This window comes from Candidatus Arcticimaribacter forsetii, from assembly GCF_910589745.1.
In the GTDB taxonomy this organism is placed as follows: Bacteria; Bacteroidota; Bacteroidia; order Flavobacteriales; family Flavobacteriaceae; genus Arcticimaribacter; species Arcticimaribacter forsetii.
The window spans coordinates 880,592-899,949 of sequence record NZ_OU342399.1 but is presented as its reverse complement, the minus strand read 5'-3'; the positions used below and the strand labels follow the sequence as shown (position 1 = coordinate 899,949).

At 35.0% G+C, this 19,358-nt stretch carries 12 protein-coding genes and 1 other RNA gene; 3 read left to right on the top strand and 10 right to left on the bottom strand.

Annotated features, from left to right (window positions below):
- Positions 1–35 precede the first annotated feature (35 nt).
- From secDF to NG655_RS04015, 8 genes are all read right to left on the bottom strand, one after another.
- Complete coding sequence (secDF, locus tag NG655_RS04050) at positions 36–2,975, bottom strand: protein translocase subunit SecDF (protein ID WP_252158067.1); 2,940 nt, start codon at positions 2,973–2,975, stop codon at positions 36–38.
- Between the two features lie 131 nt (positions 2,976–3,106).
- Positions 3,107–4,039 carry a malate dehydrogenase gene (mdh, locus tag NG655_RS04045; protein ID WP_252158066.1) on the bottom strand — a complete coding sequence of 311 codons (933 nt, stop codon included), beginning with the start codon at positions 4,037–4,039 and terminating at the stop codon, positions 3,107–3,109.
- A gap of 41 nt (positions 4,040–4,080) precedes the next feature.
- Positions 4,081–6,021, bottom strand: coding sequence for a DNA topoisomerase (ATP-hydrolyzing) subunit B (gene gyrB / locus NG655_RS04040; protein ID WP_252158065.1), 1,941 nt, complete (start codon positions 6,019–6,021; stop codon positions 4,081–4,083).
- Between the two features lie 189 nt (positions 6,022–6,210).
- Positions 6,211–7,875 carry an asparagine synthase B gene (gene asnB / locus NG655_RS04035; RefSeq protein WP_252158064.1) on the bottom strand — a complete coding sequence of 555 codons (1,665 nt, stop codon included), beginning with the start codon at positions 7,873–7,875 and terminating at the stop codon, positions 6,211–6,213.
- A 157-nt stretch (positions 7,876–8,032) separates the two neighbouring features.
- Entirely contained in the window at positions 8,033–9,661 is a 1,629-nt protein-coding gene (locus NG655_RS04030; protein ID WP_252158063.1) for an amidohydrolase, read from the bottom strand.
- Between the two features lie 60 nt (positions 9,662–9,721).
- Positions 9,722–9,949 (bottom strand): helix-turn-helix domain-containing protein, encoded by a 228-nt coding sequence (locus tag NG655_RS04025; protein WP_252158062.1) that lies wholly within the window; start codon positions 9,947–9,949, stop codon positions 9,722–9,724.
- A gap of 139 nt (positions 9,950–10,088) precedes the next feature.
- A complete protein-coding gene (locus NG655_RS04020) occupies positions 10,089–11,846 on the bottom strand; it encodes a TonB-dependent receptor (RefSeq protein WP_252158061.1) in 1,758 nt (585 codons plus the stop codon).
- Complete coding sequence (locus NG655_RS04015; protein ID WP_252158060.1) at positions 11,836–14,868, bottom strand: tetratricopeptide repeat protein; 3,033 nt, start codon at positions 14,866–14,868, stop codon at positions 11,836–11,838. Before NG655_RS04015 ends, NG655_RS04020 begins: the two co-directional genes overlap by 11 nt.
- Positions 14,869–15,029: 161 nt before the next feature.
- On the opposite strand from NG655_RS04015, the gene NG655_RS04010 reads away from it, so the two are divergent.
- Entirely contained in the window at positions 15,030–15,716 is a 687-nt protein-coding gene (locus NG655_RS04010; RefSeq protein WP_252158059.1) for a cell division ATP-binding protein FtsE, read from the top strand.
- A 44-nt stretch (positions 15,717–15,760) separates the two neighbouring features.
- On the opposite strand, the gene typA is transcribed toward NG655_RS04010, so the two are convergent.
- Positions 15,761–17,560 (bottom strand): translational GTPase TypA, encoded by a 1,800-nt coding sequence (typA, locus tag NG655_RS04005; RefSeq protein ID WP_252158058.1) that lies wholly within the window; start codon positions 17,558–17,560, stop codon positions 15,761–15,763.
- Between the two features lie 121 nt (positions 17,561–17,681).
- Here typA and kdsA point away from each other — a divergent pair, with 121 nt between their 5' ends.
- Both kdsA and ssrA read left to right on the top strand, forming a co-directional pair.
- Positions 17,682–18,500 (top strand): 3-deoxy-8-phosphooctulonate synthase, encoded by an 819-nt coding sequence (gene kdsA, locus NG655_RS04000; RefSeq protein ID WP_252158057.1) that lies wholly within the window; start codon positions 17,682–17,684, stop codon positions 18,498–18,500.
- Positions 18,501–18,553: 53 nt separating this feature from the next.
- Positions 18,554–18,950, top strand: a transfer-messenger RNA (tmRNA) gene (gene ssrA / locus NG655_RS03995).
- Positions 18,951–19,033: 83 nt separating this feature from the next.
- Here ssrA and NG655_RS03990 read toward each other — a convergent pair.
- A complete protein-coding gene (locus NG655_RS03990; RefSeq protein WP_252158056.1) occupies positions 19,034–19,267 on the bottom strand; it encodes a hypothetical protein in 234 nt (77 codons plus the stop codon).
- Between the last annotated feature and the right edge of the window lie 91 nt (positions 19,268–19,358).

The following is a 19,358-nucleotide window of genomic DNA, read 5'->3' as shown; positions in this document are numbered from 1 at the left end:
TGATTTTTTTTTATTAAAACTTGAAATAAAGTTTTTTATTCCTCTGTCTTATCGTTTTGTGTGTCATACATTACAGGAGTTGCAATGAACACAGAACTATATGTACCAACAATAACTCCCACGATTAATGCAAACATAAACCCTCGGATGGACTCTCCTCCAAAGATGAAGATTGCAAGTAATACCAATAAGGTTGTTAAAGATGTATTTAACGTTCTACTAAGTGTACTATTTAATGCAGAATTAACTGTAGTGTTTAATTTCCATTTTGGGTGGTCATTAGTAAACTCACGAATACGGTCAAACACAACAACCGTATCATTCAATGAATATCCAATTACAGTTAGTATTGCAGCAATAAATGCTTGATTAATTTCCATACTAAAAGGCATTATAGAATAAGTAAGAGAAAATATACCTAATACAATTAATACATCATGGAATACAGCCGCTACAGCTCCTAGAGAAAATTGCCATTTACGGAAACGCAATAGTATATATAAAAACACAACAATTAAAGACCCTATAACTGCTAAATATGAATTCTTCTTGATATCATCTGCAATTGTTGGCCCTACTTTAATAGAAGACATAATACCAACTGTTTTATCTTCAGCACCATTAACAAATTGATCATAAGTTATTCCAGCGGGTAAATAAGCTTGTAAACCTGCGTATAATTTTTCATAAATTTCTACGTCAACTTCTGAACCTTCTTCATCTACTTTAAACTTGGTTGTGATTTTCAATTGATTATCCTCACCAAAAGTTTTTGCTTCGATACTACCAAAAGCATCTGTAAGAACATTTTCTATTTCAGTAGGATTAACAATCTTATCAAATCGAACCGTATATGAACGTCCTCCAACAAAATCAACCCCTTGGTTTAAACCATTAATTGAAAGTGAAATAAGACTTGAAACGATTAAAATACTCGATACGATATAAGCTGTTTTCCTTTTTTCAAGAAAAGAAATACTCATGCTTTGGAAAAGTCCTTTTGTTGCAGAAGTAGCAAATGAAACTGCCTTTCCTTTAACAGATCGACCGTCAATTAATAACCTTGTAATGAAAATTGCAGTAAATAAAGAAGTTGCAATACCAATTAATAAAGTAGTTGCGAAACCTTTAATTGGTCCCGTTCCAAATACAAATAAGATTAATGCTGTTAAACCTGTTGTAATGTTTGCATCTAAAATTGAAGATAACGCGTTGTCAAAACCGTCAGCAACCGCTTTAAGTTGTCCTTTACCTTTCTTCAATTCTTCTCTAATTCTTTCGAAAATTAGTACGTTAGCATCAACAGATATACCTATTGTTAAAACAATCCCTGCAATTCCAGGAAGTGTTAATACAGCTCCAAGACCAGCAAGAATTCCGAAAATCAATAAAATATTCAATACCAATGCAACATCCGCATAAATACCCGATGATCCATAATAGAAAATCATCCAAAGTAAAACTATTAATAAAGCTATACCGAAAGAATATATTCCGCTTTGAATAGCTTCTTTCCCTAAAGACGGTCCTACAATCTCTGATTGAATAATATCAGCAGAAGCTGGTAATTTACCTGCACGTAAAACATTGGCTAAGTCGATTGCTTCGTTTATAGTAAAGTTTCCAGAAATTTCTGAACGACCTCCAGAGATAGCTCCTTTAGAAACTCCGGGAGCAGAATAAACTATGTTATCTAAAACGACAGCAATGTTACTACCCTCTCTTGAAGCTTTTCCTGTCATATTTTCCCAGATACGAGCTCCTTTAGTATCCATTTGCATAGAGACTGCAGGCTGACCTAATTGGTCGTACGTATTGAATGCGTCAACAATTACACCACCACTTAGAGGAGGAAGTCCTTCTCTATTTGATTTTAAAATATATAGATCTACAATTTCTGAGTTCTCTTGTTCAATTCCCCAAGCAAATTTAATATAACGATACTGTTGTGGTAATAATCTTCTAACCTCAGGAAGGTCTAGGTAACCCATAACAGTTTGCATATCCTTTTTGGCGAATTGAGCTAAAATTGGTCCTCCTTGGTATCCGTATCCTTTAACAAGATCTAAAAGAGGATTACCAACTGCTAAAGAAGCAGAATCTTTCGCTTCAACGTCTGCTAATAAATCATCAATTGCAGAAGATTCTGTTTCCTTTTTGTCGTTTTGAACTCCTTTTTCAATTAATAAATTATTTGCTGCATAAAGGAAGTTAGTAAACTGTTCGTTTTTATACGTTTCCCAAAATTCTAATTGAGCTGTACTTTGTAATAATTTCTTAACACGTTCCACATCTCTAGCACCTGGAAGTTCCACTAAGATTCTTCCTGAAGTACCAAGACGTTGGATGTTTGGTTGCGTCACACCAAATTTATCAATACGCTTTCTTAAAACTTCAAAGGCAGAAACAATAGATTCATCAATTTTACGACGAATAATAGGTTGAACTTGCTCATCGGTCATCTCAAAATTTATAACATCACTTAAAGTTCTGTTTGCGAAAATATCAGGATTAGCAAGGGTTACTTCACCCTTGATTGCATCAAAAGCAGTGAAAAAAGATTCAACATATGGAACATCTGTGCTCTTTTGAAGAATATCAGCATCGTCAAGAGCTTTATTGAACGTTGGATTTTTTGTGTAATCCGTCAATCCTTTTAAAATATCTTTTACTGAAATCTGAAGAATTACATTAATCCCTCCTTTCAAGTCAAGACCTTTGTTCAACTCTTTCCCTTTGGCATCATTGTATGAAGTAAATCCATAAAGAGGAAGATTTCCGATTGAATCTAGATAGTTAGTTTCGATTTGTTCTCTTAGCGTAACATAGTCCGCTTGATCTTCAGAAATTCTATTGATCGCGTATGAAGCAGCTTTATCTTCTTGCTCACTTGATATGAAAGTAAACGAAAGTTGATAGATACTTACGATTCCAAAAAGGATTCCAAAAACTTTTATTAGTCCGTTATTCTGCATTAGTTTGATTTTTAAGCGTGTTAAAGGCGAGCAAATATAAAATATAAGCTAAGATTTAACAACTTTATGGGATTGTTTTGTATGCAAAAAAACCGCCAAACAGGCGGTTTTTTATAATTTAGAGTTTTTTTTTACAAATTACTCGCTAAAGCGTCGTTCATGGCACGAACAGCTTGAGCACTTTTTTTGAATTTCTCTTGTTCAGATTCATCTAAATGAATGTCTAAAATTTCTTCTACTCCATTCTTACCTAGAATACAAGGAACTCCGATACAAATATCATTTTCACCATATTCACCTTCTAATAGAACAGAACAAGGAATCATTCTTTTTTGATCATTAACGATACTATCAACTAAATAAGCTACAGAAGCCCCTGGCGCGTACCAAGCAGAAGTTCCTAATAACTTAGTTAATGTTGCACCACCAACCATAGTAGCTGCGGCAACTTCTTCTAATTCTGAAGAAGACAAATGTTGGCTAACTGGAGTTCCATTATAACTCGCTAAACGCGTTAAAGGGATCATGGTTGTATCTCCATGTCCTCCAATAACCATCCCTTGAATATCGTTTGCAGGTTTGTCTAAAGCTTTTGATAAATAGGTCTTAAATCTTGAACTATCAAGCGCACCACCCATACCAATTATTCTATTTTTTGGCAAACCAGTAGCTTTTAAAGCTAAATAAGTCATCGTATCCATTGGATTAGAAACAACAACGATGATTGTATCTGGAGAATGAGCCAATACACTTTCTGCAACAGATTTTACAATTCCAGCATTGATTCCAATTAATTCCTCACGAGTCATTCCTGGTTTTCTAGGGATCCCAGAAGTAATTACAACAACATCACTACCAGCTGTTTGACTGTAATCGTTTGTTACACCTGTTATTTTGGTATTGAAACCTAAAGTTGTTGCAGTTTGAGTAAGATCAAGTGCTTTACCTTCGGCAAAACCTTCTTTGATATCTAATAATACAACCTCACTTGCAATTCTTTTAATTGCAATGTATTCAGCACATGAAGCTCCAACATTTCCGGCTCCTACTATGGTTACTTTCATAATCTAATTTAAATATTAATAAAATTTTATGACTCCCTCTCTTAGGCGTCTATATTTGCATAAATAGCGTTTTTCTCTATAAATTCTCTTCTCGGCGGAACTTCATCACCCATTAGCATTGAGAATACTCGATCTGCTTCTCCACCATTATCTATAGTTACTTGACGTAATGTTCTAAATTCTGGATTCATTGTTGTATCCCACAATTGTTCTGCATTCATCTCTCCAAGACCTTTGTATCGCTGAACCGATGCTCCTTGCCCGAAAGACTCCATTAATGTTTCACGCTCTTGATCACTCCAAGCATATTGTTTTTTGGCTCCTTTTTTCACTAAGAATAAAGGTGGGGTTGCAATATATACATATCCAGACTCTACCAATTCACGCATATAACGGAAAAAGAAGGTCAAAATAAGAGTTGAAATGTGACTCCCATCTACATCGGCATCACACATGATGACTACTTTATGATAACGAAGTTTAGATAAATTTAAAGCTTTACTGTCTTCTTCTGTACCAATAGTAACTCCGAGAGCAGTATATATATTTCTAATTTCTTCGTTCTCAAAAACCTTGTGTTGCATGGCCTTTTCAACGTTTAAAATCTTGCCTCGCAAGGGTAAAATAGCTTGGAAATTTCGATCTCGTCCTTGCTTGGCTGTTCCTCCTGCCGAATCTCCCTCGACTAAGAATACTTCACATGCTGTAGGATCTTGTTCGGAACAATCAGAAAGTTTACCCGGTAAGCCTCCTCCACTCATTACTGTTTTACGTTGAACCATTTCACGGGCTTTACGCGCAGCATGGCGAGCTTGAGCAGCTAAAATTACTTTTTGAACGATTATCTTCGCATCGTTCGGATGCTCCTCCAAATAGTTTTCAAGCATCTCAGAGACCGCTTGTGAAACCGCTGAAGTAACTTCTCGGTTACCTAATTTAGTTTTAGTCTGTCCTTCGAATTGAGGTTCGCCAACTTTTACTGAAATGATGGCTGTTAATCCCTCGCGAAAGTCATCACCACTAATATCAAATTTTAATTTGTCTAGCAATCCGGAACCATCAGCATACTTTTTCAAAGTTGAAGTCAATCCTCTTCTAAAACCAGCTAAATGTGTTCCTCCTTCGTGGGTATTGATATTGTTTACATAAGAATGTAAATTCTCTGAATAGGAGGTATTGTAAATCATTGCAACCTCAACAGGAATTCCATTTTTTTCACCTTCAATCGAAATTACTTCTTGTATGATTGATTCACGAGAAGAATCTAAGAAACGTATGAATTCTTTTAAACCTTCTTCCGAATGAAAAACATCTTTAATAAAAGCTCCTTTCTCATCTTTATTACGACGATCCTCGAGTATGATTGTGATCCCTTTATTCAAATATGCAAGCTCACGCATTCTATTTGCAAGGGTCTCATAATTGTATTCTAATACTTGTTGGAAAATCTCTGGATCAGGCTTAAAAGTAACTGAAGTTCCTCTTTTGTCGGCCGTACCTATTTCTTGTACAGGTGCTTGAGGCTTTCCTCTTTCGTAAACTTGCTCGTATATTTTACCTTCTAGATAAACTGTAGCTGTTAATTTTTCAGATAAAGCATTGACACAAGAAACTCCTACTCCGTGCAAACCACCAGAAACTTTATAAGAATCTTTATCGAATTTACCACCTGCTCCAATTTTAGTCATTACAACCTCAAGGGCAGAAACACCTTCTTTTTTATGCATTCCAATTGGAATACCTCGACCATTATCTTCGGTTGTAACCGAATTATCTTCATTTATGGTCACTGATATTTGATTACAATGTCCAGCTAAAGCTTCATCAATGGAGTTATCGACTACCTCATAAACCAAATGATGTAAACCTCGAACACCGACATCTCCAATATACATTGAAGGTCGCATTCTAACGTGTTCCATTCCCTCTAAGGCCTGGATACTATCTGCTGAATATTGTTGTTTTTTTTCTTCTTCGCTCATTGCTTAAATTAATTAAGAATTTGAAAATTCTGAGTACTTCCAAATATACGAAAACAGCTTCTGTTTTGTTGGGTAAATACCATTCTAAACCCTCGAAGTTATTAACATTTTGTGAAAAAAATTGCTAGTGAAGTTACCTAAAAAACCCTCAAACAAATTGAGGGTTTAAAAAGTTTATAATTTGAATATTTAATAAGCGTCGTCGTGTACTTTAGCAACTGCTCGACCGCTTGGATCATTCATATTTTTGAATGCTTCATCCCACTCTAAAGCAACTGGAGTACTACAAGCCACAGACGGCACAGAAGGCACACATAAAGCAGCTGTTTCGCTTGGGAAATGCTCTTCAAATATGGAGCGGTAATAAAACTCTTCTTTATTTTGGGGGGTTTGTACTGGGAATCTGTGATGAGCATTCTTAATTTGTTCATCTGACACATTTTGCTCGACAACTTCCTTGAGGGTATCGATCCAGTCGTACCCAACTCCATCTGAAAATTGCTCTTTTTGTCTCCATGCAACACTCTCCGGTAAATATTTTTCGAATGCCTTACGAATTACCCATTTCTCCATACGGTCTGAAGTAATCATTTTATCCGATGGATTAATGCGCATTGCTACATCCATAAATTCTTTATCTAAAAAAGGAACTCGACCTTCAATACCCCATGCAGCTAAAGACTTGTTAGCTCGCAAACAGTCGTACTGGTGAAGTTTATCTAATTTACGTACTGTTTCTTCATGAAAATCTTTTGGTGTTGGAGCTTTATGAAAATATAAATAACCTCCAAATAATTCATCTGCACCTTCTCCAGAGAGAACCATTTTTATACCCAATGCCTTTATAGCTCTTGCCATAAGATACATTGGAGTGGAAGCTCTAATTGTTGTAATATCATATGTTTCTAGGTGATATACAACATCTCTTATCGCATCCAAGCCTTCTTGGATTGTGAATTTTATTTGGTGGTGTACTGTATCTATATGTTTAGCAACCTTAGCTGCTGCTGCTAGATCAGGAGAACCTTCTAATCCAACTGCAAAAGAGTGCAACTGGGGCCACCATGCGTCTTGATCTCCCTCAGACTCGATTCGTTTAGCCGCATACACTTTTGCTAATGCAGAAGTAACAGACGAATCTAGTCCCCCAGAAAGCAATACACCATAAGGAACATCACTCATTAACTGACGACGAACTGAAGAAGCCAAAGCGTCATGTAGATCCTCTATACTTGTCTCGTTATCTTTTACAGCATCATATTCCATCCAATCTCTAGAATACCACTGAACTGGAGCATCAGATCCGCTAACCAAATAATGACCAGGAGGAAATAATTCTATTTTAGAACACACTCCTTCCAGCGCTTTAAGTTCGGAAGCAACATAAAAAGTACCGTTTTGATCCCATCCCATATATAAAGGAATTATTCCCATATGATCTCTGGCAATAAAATATTCGTCCTTTAGAGTGTCATATAAAGCAAAACCAAAAATACCATTCATTTCATCTACGAATGAAGGTCCTTTTTCTTGGTAAAGTGCTAAAATAACTTCACAGTCAGATTCTGTTTGAAAATTATATTTCCCTTCAAACTGAGCACGTAACTCTTTGTGGTTATAAATTTCACCATTTGCCGCTAGAATATATCTTCCATCCTCACTAAAAAGAGGTTGATTTCCAGAGGTTGGATCTACAATTGCAAGACGCTCATGCGCCATAACAGCTTTTTCATTTGAGAAAATCCCGCTCCAGTCTGGACCACGATGTCTTATGTTTTTTGACATCCCGAGTACTTGAGGACGTAATTCACTTGATGATTGCTTTAATTCAAAGGCACAAACTATACCACACATAATTATTAATTTTAACCAAATGTACTCCTAAATTAACTTAATTAAATCAGAAAAACACTTTTAGTTAATAAAATCAATATAAATGCATTATTTTAAATAAAAATTAAAGTTGTTGGTTTAAAAATACCCAGATTTCAAAAAAAAATCAACAGACGATTTATTTAGGAGCTCTATAGACCATATCTCCGTTTAAGATTGTAGCTAAAACTTCAACATCCGGGATTTCATTAACATCAATTTTCATGATGTCTTTTTTAAGAATAACCAGATCTGCTACTTTTCCTATTTCAATACTTCCTTTTATTTCTTCCTCAAAATTAGCATGAGCGGCCCAGATAGTCATTCCTTTTAGTGCTTCAGGTCTTGTTAAAGCATCTTCCATTTGAAAACCTCCTTCCGGAAGTTGATTTTCTGTAGTTCTAGCTACAGCAGCAAAAAATGTTTTTAAAGGGCTTACATGCTCAACAGGGAAATCTGTCCCTAAAGCTACTTTTCCAGACCAATCTAATAAACTCTTGTATGCATAAGCACCTTGAATTCGTTCTTTACCCAAACGTTCATCAGCCCAAAACATATCACTAGTTGCATGTGTAGGTTGAATAGAGGGGATTATTTTACTCCCAAAAAACTGCCTGTCTTCTTTAGTAACCACCTGAGCGTGTTCTATTCTCCATCGCGGATCTTCATTCGTTGTTAGTGCCTTTTTGTATGCTTTTAAAACTTCATAGTTGGCCGCATCCCCAATTGCATGGGTATTCATTTGAAATCCATTTTTAGCTAAAACATCGGCTAAGGAAATAATTTCATCAACTGGAGTTACATAGGAACCACGATTTCCATGGTCGTCCGAATAATCTTCTTTCAATGCTGCACCTCTACTACCTAGAGCGCCATCAGCATATACTTTAACAGAACGAATATTCAAACGTTCGGTTTGAACCTTTCCCTTCTTTAAATAATACTCCAGATTCTGAGGAGTATTACTGATCATTCCATATACTCTAATATTTAAAATATCTTCTTCGTGTAAGCGCTCAATCAATTCAAGTTGTTCTTTATCTAATCCTGCATCATCTACTGTAGTTAAACCGTTTTGGAAACATATTTCTTGAGCAGCTAACAAAGCTTGCTCCTGTTGTTTGACCGTTGGTTTTGGCAAAGCAGCATACACAGGATCCATTGCATTATCGATTAAAACACCCGTTAAAGCACCCTTAACTCGTACCACAACGCCTCCTTCAATTTCAGTTTTATCATCGATTCCAGCTAAATCAAGTACCTTTTGATTTACCAAAAGCGCATGTCCGTCAACCCTTTTAATTGCAATCAGCTCTGTAGGGAATTTTTGATCTAAAATTTCTTTTGTTGGATATTCTTTTACCTCCCAAGTATTCTGATCCCAACCCTGTCCTAAAACAGGAACTCCAGGATGAGTTGCTATATATTCACTTATTTTTTCTACAACTTCATCAAAGCTTTTGGTTCCACTTAAATCTAATTGTTCTTGTAACAAACCAAAATTATAAAAATGACAATGTGCATCTATAAATCCAGGATAGACAGGAAAACCATTTAAATCAACTACACTTTTGGCATCGTACATTTCCAGAAGGTCCTCTCCCCCTACAGCAATAAATTTTCCGTTTTTTACAACCAATGCAGTTGCTTTATCAAATTCCTTATTAACAGTATAAATGTCTGCGTTATGGATAATTAAATCAGCATCATTAGAGGTACATCCAATCAAAAAGAGGAAACAAAAACTTAAAAGGGTAGCTTTTTTCATTTAAATAGTTTAATAAGAAACAAATGTAAGCTAAAACAATATTAAGAGAATTAAGAAGGTTTATAAAGTTTCAAACAAAACTTTTAATTCAACATTTAATGCATTTGATATTTTAAACATGGTCTTGATGGTCGGATTTGTTCTTCCGGCTTCTATTCTCTGAAGCGCACTCTCCTCCATATTTGCTTTGGACGCCAATACAGATTGAGTCATTTTAAACCTCTTACGAAGTAAACGAATCTGTTTACCTACTATTTTTTGAGGCATATCGCCATCATAATTATACATAGTGAATCAATTACATTGCCAATCTATATTAAAGTTTATATAATGTGCACAACATTTTTGTTTATTAAATCTTTTATCCAATTAATTTTTGGAAAAAAATTTAATAAACTACTGTTTAAGTATTTGTGAATATAATAGATTAAAAGTTTAAATCGAAATTATATCGAATACCTGTCAAGAATCGTGCACCATAAACCTTGTATCGTGCCCAATGAAAATTTGGAGCATTTAAAAGATTGTCTCCTTTTAAATAAAACTCCCATCGATCATTTAACTGATAACTTATTTTAACTTCTACATCGAAAAACGAAGGAAGATCTTCTTCGAGAAATGGGGCGTCTTCAGGGGCTTGAACAAGAAAACGATCTCTGTAAGAGTTTTTACGTTCTCCTAGGTAAATAACATTTGTTTGTAAAAAGATCTTATTAAACATTTTAATGTTTGCATTAAAATCAAACTGTAATTCAGGCATATTCCATGCCTTACTGCCGTCTGCAACGGTATAATCTCTCCAATGAGCTCTAAACGCTAGGGAGCCACCATTTTTAAAAGCAGCTAAAACAGATGCATCAAAACCAATTTGTTCAATCTCTTTGTAAACAACCTCAAATGAATTGGCGTATCGAAAAGACACAAGATCATCGTTTGTGTTATCGTATCCGAAACTTCTAAAAACGGGAGCATTATTTGCCTTCTGGTAAAATGCATTCATCTTGAATTCCCATCCAGAAACTAATTTTGTTCGTGTTCCAATCTCTAGATTATAAGGGATTTCAGTATTCTTTAAAGCTAAAGCAGGAGCAACAAAAGGATTTCTATCAGAAAAAGATCTAAAGCTATTTTGATTTATAGCTCCGGACAACTTAATAAAAGGGGTGAAATTACCTTTTTTAGGTTTGTAGGAAACATCTAGAAAAGGCAAAACAAATAGATTATTTTCTTCGAAATCATCACCAAAACCAAACACACCCACAGCACCAACCTTGTATTTAAAACGGTTTGCTCCAGAACTAACTGTTAAAGCTAAATTTGAAACTCCTGAAGTGAAAGAACTGGCCTCATTCGTATAAAAATCTGCTTTGAATTTGTTATTGATATAGTCCACACTTGGTTCTGCATTTATAACAATAGAACCTAGCATGAGTTGGAATTTTGATTTCAGTTTAAGCTGAAGTTCATTTGTACTGTATCGATCGGTTGTAAGGTGGGTTATCAAAGATGCCTCCCGAAGAATAGTACTGTGCCATTGCCAGTCGGACTGCATCGAAAGATAATTTAACTGCTGCTTTGGATCTATGTTATTAAGGATTAAATCGTCAGTGATTGGTTCCCGCAGTCCATGAAAGTTAATACCATTGGATCTAAAGGAAATCTGCGACAAAGAAGCAATGGAATTTGTACCATGACTATATCCTAGATGAAGTAAGGTTGAATTTTGCTTAGTAGAAAGGATTGTTTCTGGTATGTCTTTTAATATTCCATTAAACTGAACCAACCAACTCAATTGCTGCCTCCGATCTAAGTTTATTTGTGCAGAATGATCCAGATTTAGAACGTTAAACATACCAAATCCAGAACTTGCTGTTGCATTATACTTTGGACTTACTTTCTTTTTTTGAAGGACTTTTGCTGTTCCTTTGGACGGAACAAAAGTAGACACAACGGGTACTGAAAAAATTGAGTAATTAACATTTCTCTTTTCCTGGCCAATCGAATCGATTACCACTGGTTGATCCCGAATTTTAAATACTTCCGACAAACTAGGTGTATAGGACTTAATCACAGTAACCTCTTGGACCCCTATTTCTCTTTCTTCTTCTTGACCAAAAATAGTAAAGAAACTAAAAAGCAACCCCATTAAAAGGCTTACCTTGAAATGTGTTTTATTAGTTTTCATTTTCTGATTTTAATTTAATAGATGAATTATTTTTCGCTTCGATTGTTTTGATGTTTTCTAAATCAAGGGTTGCTTGTTTTATTATTTCTGGAAATTGAGTGAAATTAGTTAAAATAGACTCAAGAATATAAGAGGCTTGAAAGGCATCATCTAATTGATAAAAATTTTGAGACATTAATAAAAGACTTTTAGATGCCCATTCTGGATAATTCCCAAAATCTTGTGCTATCTTTTCGATTACTTCATTTGAGGCTGCGTATTCATGATTCATATGTTTCTCTTGCGCATCAAAAAAAAGAGCCTCTACTGCTAGTTCAGAATCGGGGGCATCTTCCAGAACTTGATATGCTTTTGCTGCTCGTGGTTTATCTTTTATTGCAATAGATGAACGCGCCAATACTTTATATGCATCCCATTTGATTTTCTGTCCCAATTGTTTCAACTCAATTACTCTATCAGCATAAAATATTGCCTCTTTAAAATTCTCCTGTTCAAAATAAAGCTGCATTAAATTAAACAAAGCATAGCGTTTGTTTTCCTGAAATTGAGCAAGTTCATCTAATGTTTTCCAAAAAGGTAATGCTTTTAACTTTTGATTACCATTAACATATGATTGGGTTATTCGAACTAAAGACTGCTCCGTATACTCACTGACAGACTGATCTAGAACCGCCTGATAGCGTTCAATAGCTGATTCCCAATCTTCGTCTTGAAAGTATAATTCTGCCGATAAAAATTTAACCTGCAATTGATTTGCTCCTTGTGGATAGTTTTTTAAGTAACTAGAAAAAGCTTTTTGAGCCGAACTTTTCTTGTTCTCATTAAAAAGTCTTTCGGCTGATGTAAAAGAAGCACGTTCCAATTCATTATCTTCAAGTGTAACTCCTTTGAGCTGTTTTACCCAATCCGAAAAAACATCAACCTCAGCCAAGTCAATTGAAATCTCCTTTGCAGTTTTTAGGGCTTGCTGTGCAATTTCTTCGTTTGGATATTCTTGAACCAATTGCTTGAGCACCGTTAAAGCATCATCTAAAGACTCTGCATTATATAAAATCAATCCTTTATTGAGTAAAGAGCGAGAACGGTAGGGACTTTTTGGATACTCAGCAGCAAGTTTGTTGTAAGTATCAATTGCACTTGAATCGCTTTTCTCTCTTGTATATGCAAGTCCCAATTCGAAATAAACATCATCTAATAAAGAAGACTTTGGATAGTCGTTTACAATTTGAATTAATGATTCTATTTTCTTTAAGTTTCGATCTACAAAACCATAACTCAGTGCTTTTTGATAAAGTGCATAGACTCCTTTGCTAAAATCAAGTTGGATTGATTTTTCATAAGCTTCCATCGCCGGCCAATACTTTCCTAAAACAAAGTGACTGTCCCCAAGTCTAAGTAAAGCATCTCTTCGGTAGGAACTTGAAATATTTTTTTGATCCAAATACTGCTCAAATAAAACCTTAGAGGCTTTATAGTTTTTTAGTTTAAAATTGGCATATCCCAAATGATAAGACAAGTGTTCAAAACCAGAAACTTTTGAAGCAAATGGGTGTTTTTCAAATTCACTTAAACCAGCAATCACTGCACTGTAATCATTCAATTCATAAGCAGCTTGAGCCCTCCAAAACAAGCAGTTCGCTGCAATATTTTGGTCTTTCTTTGATTTTAATGATTCATTAAAATATTCAATCGAATCTTCAAACAAACCACTTTTATATAAAGCAATCGCCTTTAAGTAATTAACCTTTTGCAAAGCGGTACTGTACTGACTCCCTGACTTATTCTTTAAAATCATTAAAGCAGCATTGTAATTTCTAGAATTAACATAAGAATCAATTAATAATTGTTCTATTTCTTCAACTACTTCGTTCTTAGGATACTGGTCTATAAAAGAAGCTAAAAGTAAAGAAGTATTCTGATAAGCATTCCCAATCTCATAACTCAATCGAGCATAGTTTAACAGAGCATCTTCAGAAATTAAGGAATCAAAATTCATCGAAGACGCTCGCTTAAAAGCATTTAATGCTTGCGTCTTTTTATTCGTTTTTAAATAACAATCTGCAAGATGATAATAAGCATTCTGAGCAACTGCGTTGTTGCTAGATATGATTTTATTAAACTGATTAATCGCATTGTCATACTCCCCAAGCCTATAGTAAGTGTATCCTAGTTGATAAAAATCTGTATTGGACCATTTCCCCTTCTTACCTTCATAAACTTCTAAATAAGGAAGCGCAGAATTATAATCGTTTAAATTAAAATAACTTTCACCTATTATCTTAGAAAGTTCTGAGGTCTGATTCTCATTTGCGGTTTTTAAACTTTCTCTAGCTAATGCAATTGCTTTTTCGAATCTACCCAATTTAAAATTCATATCTGCCTGAAAATAACCAACCGTTGTTTCGTCTTGGGCAGCAGAAACTTTATTGAAATTTTCTGCAGCAGCATCAAAATCATCTAACTGATATGCAATATAACCTAGATAATAACTAGCATCTGCTTGATATGCAGGAACATCTTCTACTTTTTCGAAATATTCAGCGGCTTGTTTAAAGCGCTTTGAAGCAAACAAAGCATATCCTTTATTAAAAAAATAGGTGTTTCTTCTAGAAGAGGTTACATCCGTTGCCTTAATTTTATTAAACCATTTTAACGCATAATTATACTTCCCATTTTGGAAATAATAACTCGCCAAATCGTAATAAGCAGTTTCTGTTAGATAACTTGTAGGATTATCTATCATAAAAGCAGCTAATTTCTTTTCTGCCCCCTGCCTATTGAGCCTTAAATCTGTTGATATTTTATAAAAGTCTGCAACGGTAACTTCAGACTCAAGGGAAGGATAAAAATCAAATAAATTAAAATACTGGCTCGCTTGACTAAAATTCTCAGAAGCATAAAAATAAGCAGCCTGTGTATGTGGAATTTTACTCGTGTTAATTTGTGACCAAGTAACTTTAAAAGAGCTTGTTATGAGCGAAAAAGTTATAACAAAAATATAATTGGGATTGATTCTTGGCATAGATCAAAGTTAAACTTAAGTTCCTAAAATTAAAACGTTCTAATTCTCTATAAAGTATAAATTATTAACAATTAATTCCTAAAGCCCTAATTTGTTTCTATTTTTACATCTCTAGTAATAAAGAAAAAATTTGTTTATAAATTGACTCATCAAAAACACCTATGAAACTTCCTTTAGTTCAATTCAAAAATGCTACCATCATTCAGAATAAACAAACCATTTTAAATGATGTAAATATTGAAGTTCAGCAGGGGGATTTTGTTTTTTTAATAGGAAAAACTGGAACTGGAAAAAGTAGTTTAATTAAAACTCTATACGCAGATCTTCCGTTGCAACAGGGAACTGCTAAAATATCTGATTTTAACTTGAGTAAAATAAAACAGAAAGACATTCCTTTTCTGAGACGGAAACTTGGAGTGGTTTTCCAAGATTTTAAATTACTTCCGGATCGTTCTGTATTCGACAACTTATCATTTGTTCTTAAAGCAACCGGATGGAGAGATAAAGAAGAAATTAAAGATCGGATTGAAGAAGTTCTTAGCTCACTAGGTTTGGAGGGAGTTTTAAAAAAATATTCCTTTGAGTTATCGGGTGGAGAACAACAAAGAGTTGCCATAGCACGTGCGTTACTCAATGACCCAGAACTTATTATTGCTGATGAGCCAACAGGTAATTTGGACCCACAAACAAGCCTAGAAATTATGGAAGTTTTTAGAAGTCTTCATCAAAAAGGAATGACCATAATCATGGCTACACACGATTATAATATGATTGTAAAGTTTCCAGGAAAAATATTTCGCTGTGATGCAGGTAAAATTTACGAAGTAGTCCAAAAAAACGAAGCCTAAAGATTTCTCAATAGGCTTTTTAGCTATTTAAAACAAAGGGAGTATTATTTACCTGCCCTACGTTTTCTTTCATTTTCGTCAAGATAAACTTTACGAAGTCTTAAACTCTTAGGAGTTACTTCTACATATTCATCTCCTTGAATGTATTCTAATGCTTCCTCCAAAGAAAACTTAATTGGCGGTGCTAAACGAACTTTGTCGTCTGTTCCAGAGGAACGTACATTTGATAGCTTCTTGGTTTTAGTTACATTAACAACCATATCATCAGCACGAGAATTTTCTCCGATAACTTGACCAGTATAAATTTCTTCGTTTGGAGCAACGAAGAATTTACCACGTTCTTGAAGCTTATCTAGAGAATATGGAATTGCATTTCCTTTTTCCATTGAAATAAGAGATCCATTGTTACGTCCAGGAATTTCTCCTTTAAACGGCTGAAATTCTTTGAACCTATGATTCATTATCGCCTCTCCAGCAGTAGCCGTAAGCAATTGATTCCTAAGTCCAATAATACCTCTAGAAGGCATTAAAAACTCACACACCATACGTTCTCCTTTTGGAGTCATGCTCAGCATTTCTCCTTTTCTTAGGGTCACCATTTCAATTGCTTTACCCGAAACATTTTCAGGAAGATCAATCGTAAGTTCTTCAATTGGTTCATGCTTCTTACCCTCTATTTCTTTGATGATAACCTGCGGCTGCCCTATTTGAAGCTCATAACCCTCTCTTCTCATTGTTTCAATCAACACAGATAAGTGAAGAACTCCTCTTCCAAATACCAAAAATTTATCTGCAGAATCTGTACTTTCCAGGCGCATTGCGAGGTTTCTTTCTAATTCTTTTTCTAAACGATCTTTAATGTGTCTTGAGGTTACAAATTTTCCATCTTTTCCAAAAAATGGAGAATCGTTAATCGTAAACATCATACTCATTGTAGGCTCGTCAATTGCAATAGTAGGAAGTGCTTCTGGCTCGAGAGCATCTGCAACCGTATCACCAATTTCAAAATCCTCTAATCCAATGATTGCACAAATATCCCCTGCTTGAACTTCTTCAACCTGCTTTCTACCCAACCCATCGAATAAATTAAGTTCTTTGATACGTGATTTTGTTATTGTACCTTCTCTATTTACGAGACTAACAGGCATATTAGCCGTTAATGTTCCTCTTTGTAAACGACCAATCGCAATACGACCTGTATAGGCCGAAAAGTCTAATGAGGTAATTAAAAGCTGTGGAGTTCCTTCTTCTATTTTTGGAGCGGGAACGTGTTCTAAAACCATATCCAAAAGAGGCTCAACATTTTCGGTTTGAACATTCCAATCTTCACTCATCCAATTGTTCTTTGCTGAACCATAAACTGTAGGGAAATCTAACTGCCATTCTTCTGCTCCTAATTCGAACATTAAATCAAAAACAGATTCATGAACTTCCTCTGGAGTACAGTTTTCTTTATCTACTTTATTAACTACTACAATTGGTTTTAACTTTAGATCAATTGCTTTTTGAAGTACAAAACGCGTTTGAGGCATCGGTCCCTCGAACGCGTCAACCAATAGCAAAACACCATCAGCCATATTCAATACACGCTCTACCTCGCCACCAAAATCGGCGTGACCAGGGGTATCGATAATATTAATTTTAGTGTCTTTATACATCACAGAAATGTTTTTAGAAAGAATGGTAATCCCACGTTCTCTTTCTAAATCATTATTATCCAGAATTAAATCCCCGGTATTTTGATTGGTTCTGAAAAGCTCGCAATGGTGCATAATCTTATCTACCAAGGTAGTTTTACCGTGGTCTACGTGCGCAATAATTGCAATGTTTTTAATTTTGGACATCTGTATTTGTTTTTTTAATCGCGCAAATATAACTTTATATATCCAGCTTTCTGCTAAAAGTTTAAGGTTTCGAATAACTTGGGTATTCAACTTAAAACTTTACTTTTGCAAAAAACATTTTATGGACTTTTCAAAACTGCCAAATATAAATCATCCTAAAAGTGACCAATTCTTTCTACTAGCCGGACCCTGCGCTATTGAAGGGGAAGAAATGGCATTTGAAATTGCGGAAAAAGTATTGGAAATTACAGATCGTTTGAACATTCCTTTTATTTTTAAAGGGAGTTTTAAAAAGGCCAATAGAAGTAGAATTGACAGTTTTACAGGAATAGGTGATGAAACTGCACTTGAAATTCTTCAGAAAATCGGAAAAACATTTAATATTCCGACTGTAACCGACATTCATGAAGTTGCAGATGCACAAAAAGCAGCTGCTTATGTCGATGTTTTACAAATCCCTGCATTCTTGGTTCGCCAGACCGATCTTGTTGTTGCTGCTGCAAAAACAGGGAAGGTTGTGAATTTGAAAAAAGGTCAATTTATGAGTCCTGAGAGCATGCAATTTGCGGTTCAGAAAGTTAAAGATAGTGGAAATGAAGCTGCTTGGATTACAGATCGTGGAACTCAATTTGGATATACCGACTTGATCGTAGATTTTAGAGGGGTTCCTGCAATGCGTTCCCTTGCTCCTACTGTATTGGATGTTACACATTCTTTACAACAACCCAATCAAGCTTCTGGAGTAACCGGAGGAAGACCAGAACTTATTGAAACGATAGCTCGTGCTGGAATTGTAAACCACATGGATGGCTTATTCATTGAAACACACCCAAAACCTTCGATAGCGAAAAGTGACGGCGCAAACATGTTGTCATTGGATTTATTAGAAGGAATGTTGGGTAGACTAACAGAGATTCGAAAAACTATCAATCAGTTTTAAATAAAAGATATACTTTTACATTGCTTTTGAAAAAGCAATTTCTTTGAAATAATGGGGTCGACTGGTTTTGACAGCGAGATCAATCGAACAGTAAGCATGTCGAGCAATGAATAACAGCTCGTTAAACTTGTATTCAACCTTTAATAGGCGAAAATAACTACGCTCTAGCTGCATAATTAACCGAATCATAGTAAGTTAATGCCAAGTCTCAACTAGGTTGAGAAGCCGGATGTCTCTTGAAAGCCCTTGTTGACGGCGTTCAAACCAGAGGCACCATAAAGGTCAACATCGAAATTTGGAGGTTCCGGTCAAATTTTTCAATAAAGGAACTAAGGAATGTGTGGGCGGTTTCCAGTCAGTACATTTTCGAAAACTAAATGAAAACTAAACATGTAGAAAGCTTTTCTATTGCTTGTATGGACGAGGGTTCGATTCCCTCCGACTCCACTATTTAACCTCGAAGACTTAATGTTTTCGGGGTTTTGTTTTTTTTGGTGGGTTGTGTGCTGGGTTGTTCGGTCATTTTTAGCTAATTAATATTTTTCCATTTTTGATAAAAATTTTCCAATAATCATCTTATTGTGATTAAATAAGTCGCACTGTATATACTTATCACAAATCTCAATTTTTCTAAATGCTCGGCCAGCTTCTTCCAATTGTTCAGATGTTAGTTTCATCTTTGCTTTTTTTGCCTTTTCAGTTAAAATTTGATCTATGTATCTGTCAAGGGCAACAACCCCATCAAGGTCTATATATATAATCTTCACAAAATAAAAAATAAATTTTTTGTTGTATTTTGCTGTATATTAAATTAATTAATACAACGGTGTTTTAATATTTATTTGCCCCGATAACTTT

Bases quoted from the DNA above. Each gene is read 5' to 3' on its own strand.
- secDF (WP_252158067.1), bottom strand. From the start codon at position 2,975: ATGCAGAATAACGGACTAATAAAAGTTTTTGGAATCCTTTTTGGAATC.
- mdh (WP_252158066.1), bottom strand. From the start codon at position 4,039: ATGAAAGTAACCATAGTAGGAGCCGGAAATGTTGGAGCTTCATGTGCT.
- gyrB (WP_252158065.1), bottom strand. From the start codon at position 6,021: ATGAGCGAAGAAGAAAAAAAACAACAATATTCAGCAGATAGTATCCAG.
- asnB (WP_252158064.1), bottom strand. From the start codon at position 7,875: ATGTGTGGTATAGTTTGTGCCTTTGAATTAAAGCAATCATCAAGTGAA.
- NG655_RS04030 (WP_252158063.1), bottom strand. From the start codon at position 9,661: ATGAAAAAAGCTACCCTTTTAAGTTTTTGTTTCCTCTTTTTGATTGGA.
- NG655_RS04025 (WP_252158062.1), bottom strand. From the start codon at position 9,949: ATGTATAATTATGATGGCGATATGCCTCAAAAAATAGTAGGTAAACAG.
- NG655_RS04020 (WP_252158061.1), bottom strand. From the start codon at position 11,846: ATGAAAACTAATAAAACACATTTCAAGGTAAGCCTTTTAATGGGGTTG.
- NG655_RS04015 (WP_252158060.1), bottom strand. From the start codon at position 14,868: ATGCCAAGAATCAATCCCAATTATATTTTTGTTATAACTTTTTCGCTC.
- NG655_RS04010 (WP_252158059.1), top strand. From the start codon at position 15,030: ATGAAACTTCCTTTAGTTCAATTCAAAAATGCTACCATCATTCAGAAT.
- typA (WP_252158058.1), bottom strand. From the start codon at position 17,560: ATGTCCAAAATTAAAAACATTGCAATTATTGCGCACGTAGACCACGGT.
- kdsA (WP_252158057.1), top strand. From the start codon at position 17,682: ATGGACTTTTCAAAACTGCCAAATATAAATCATCCTAAAAGTGACCAA.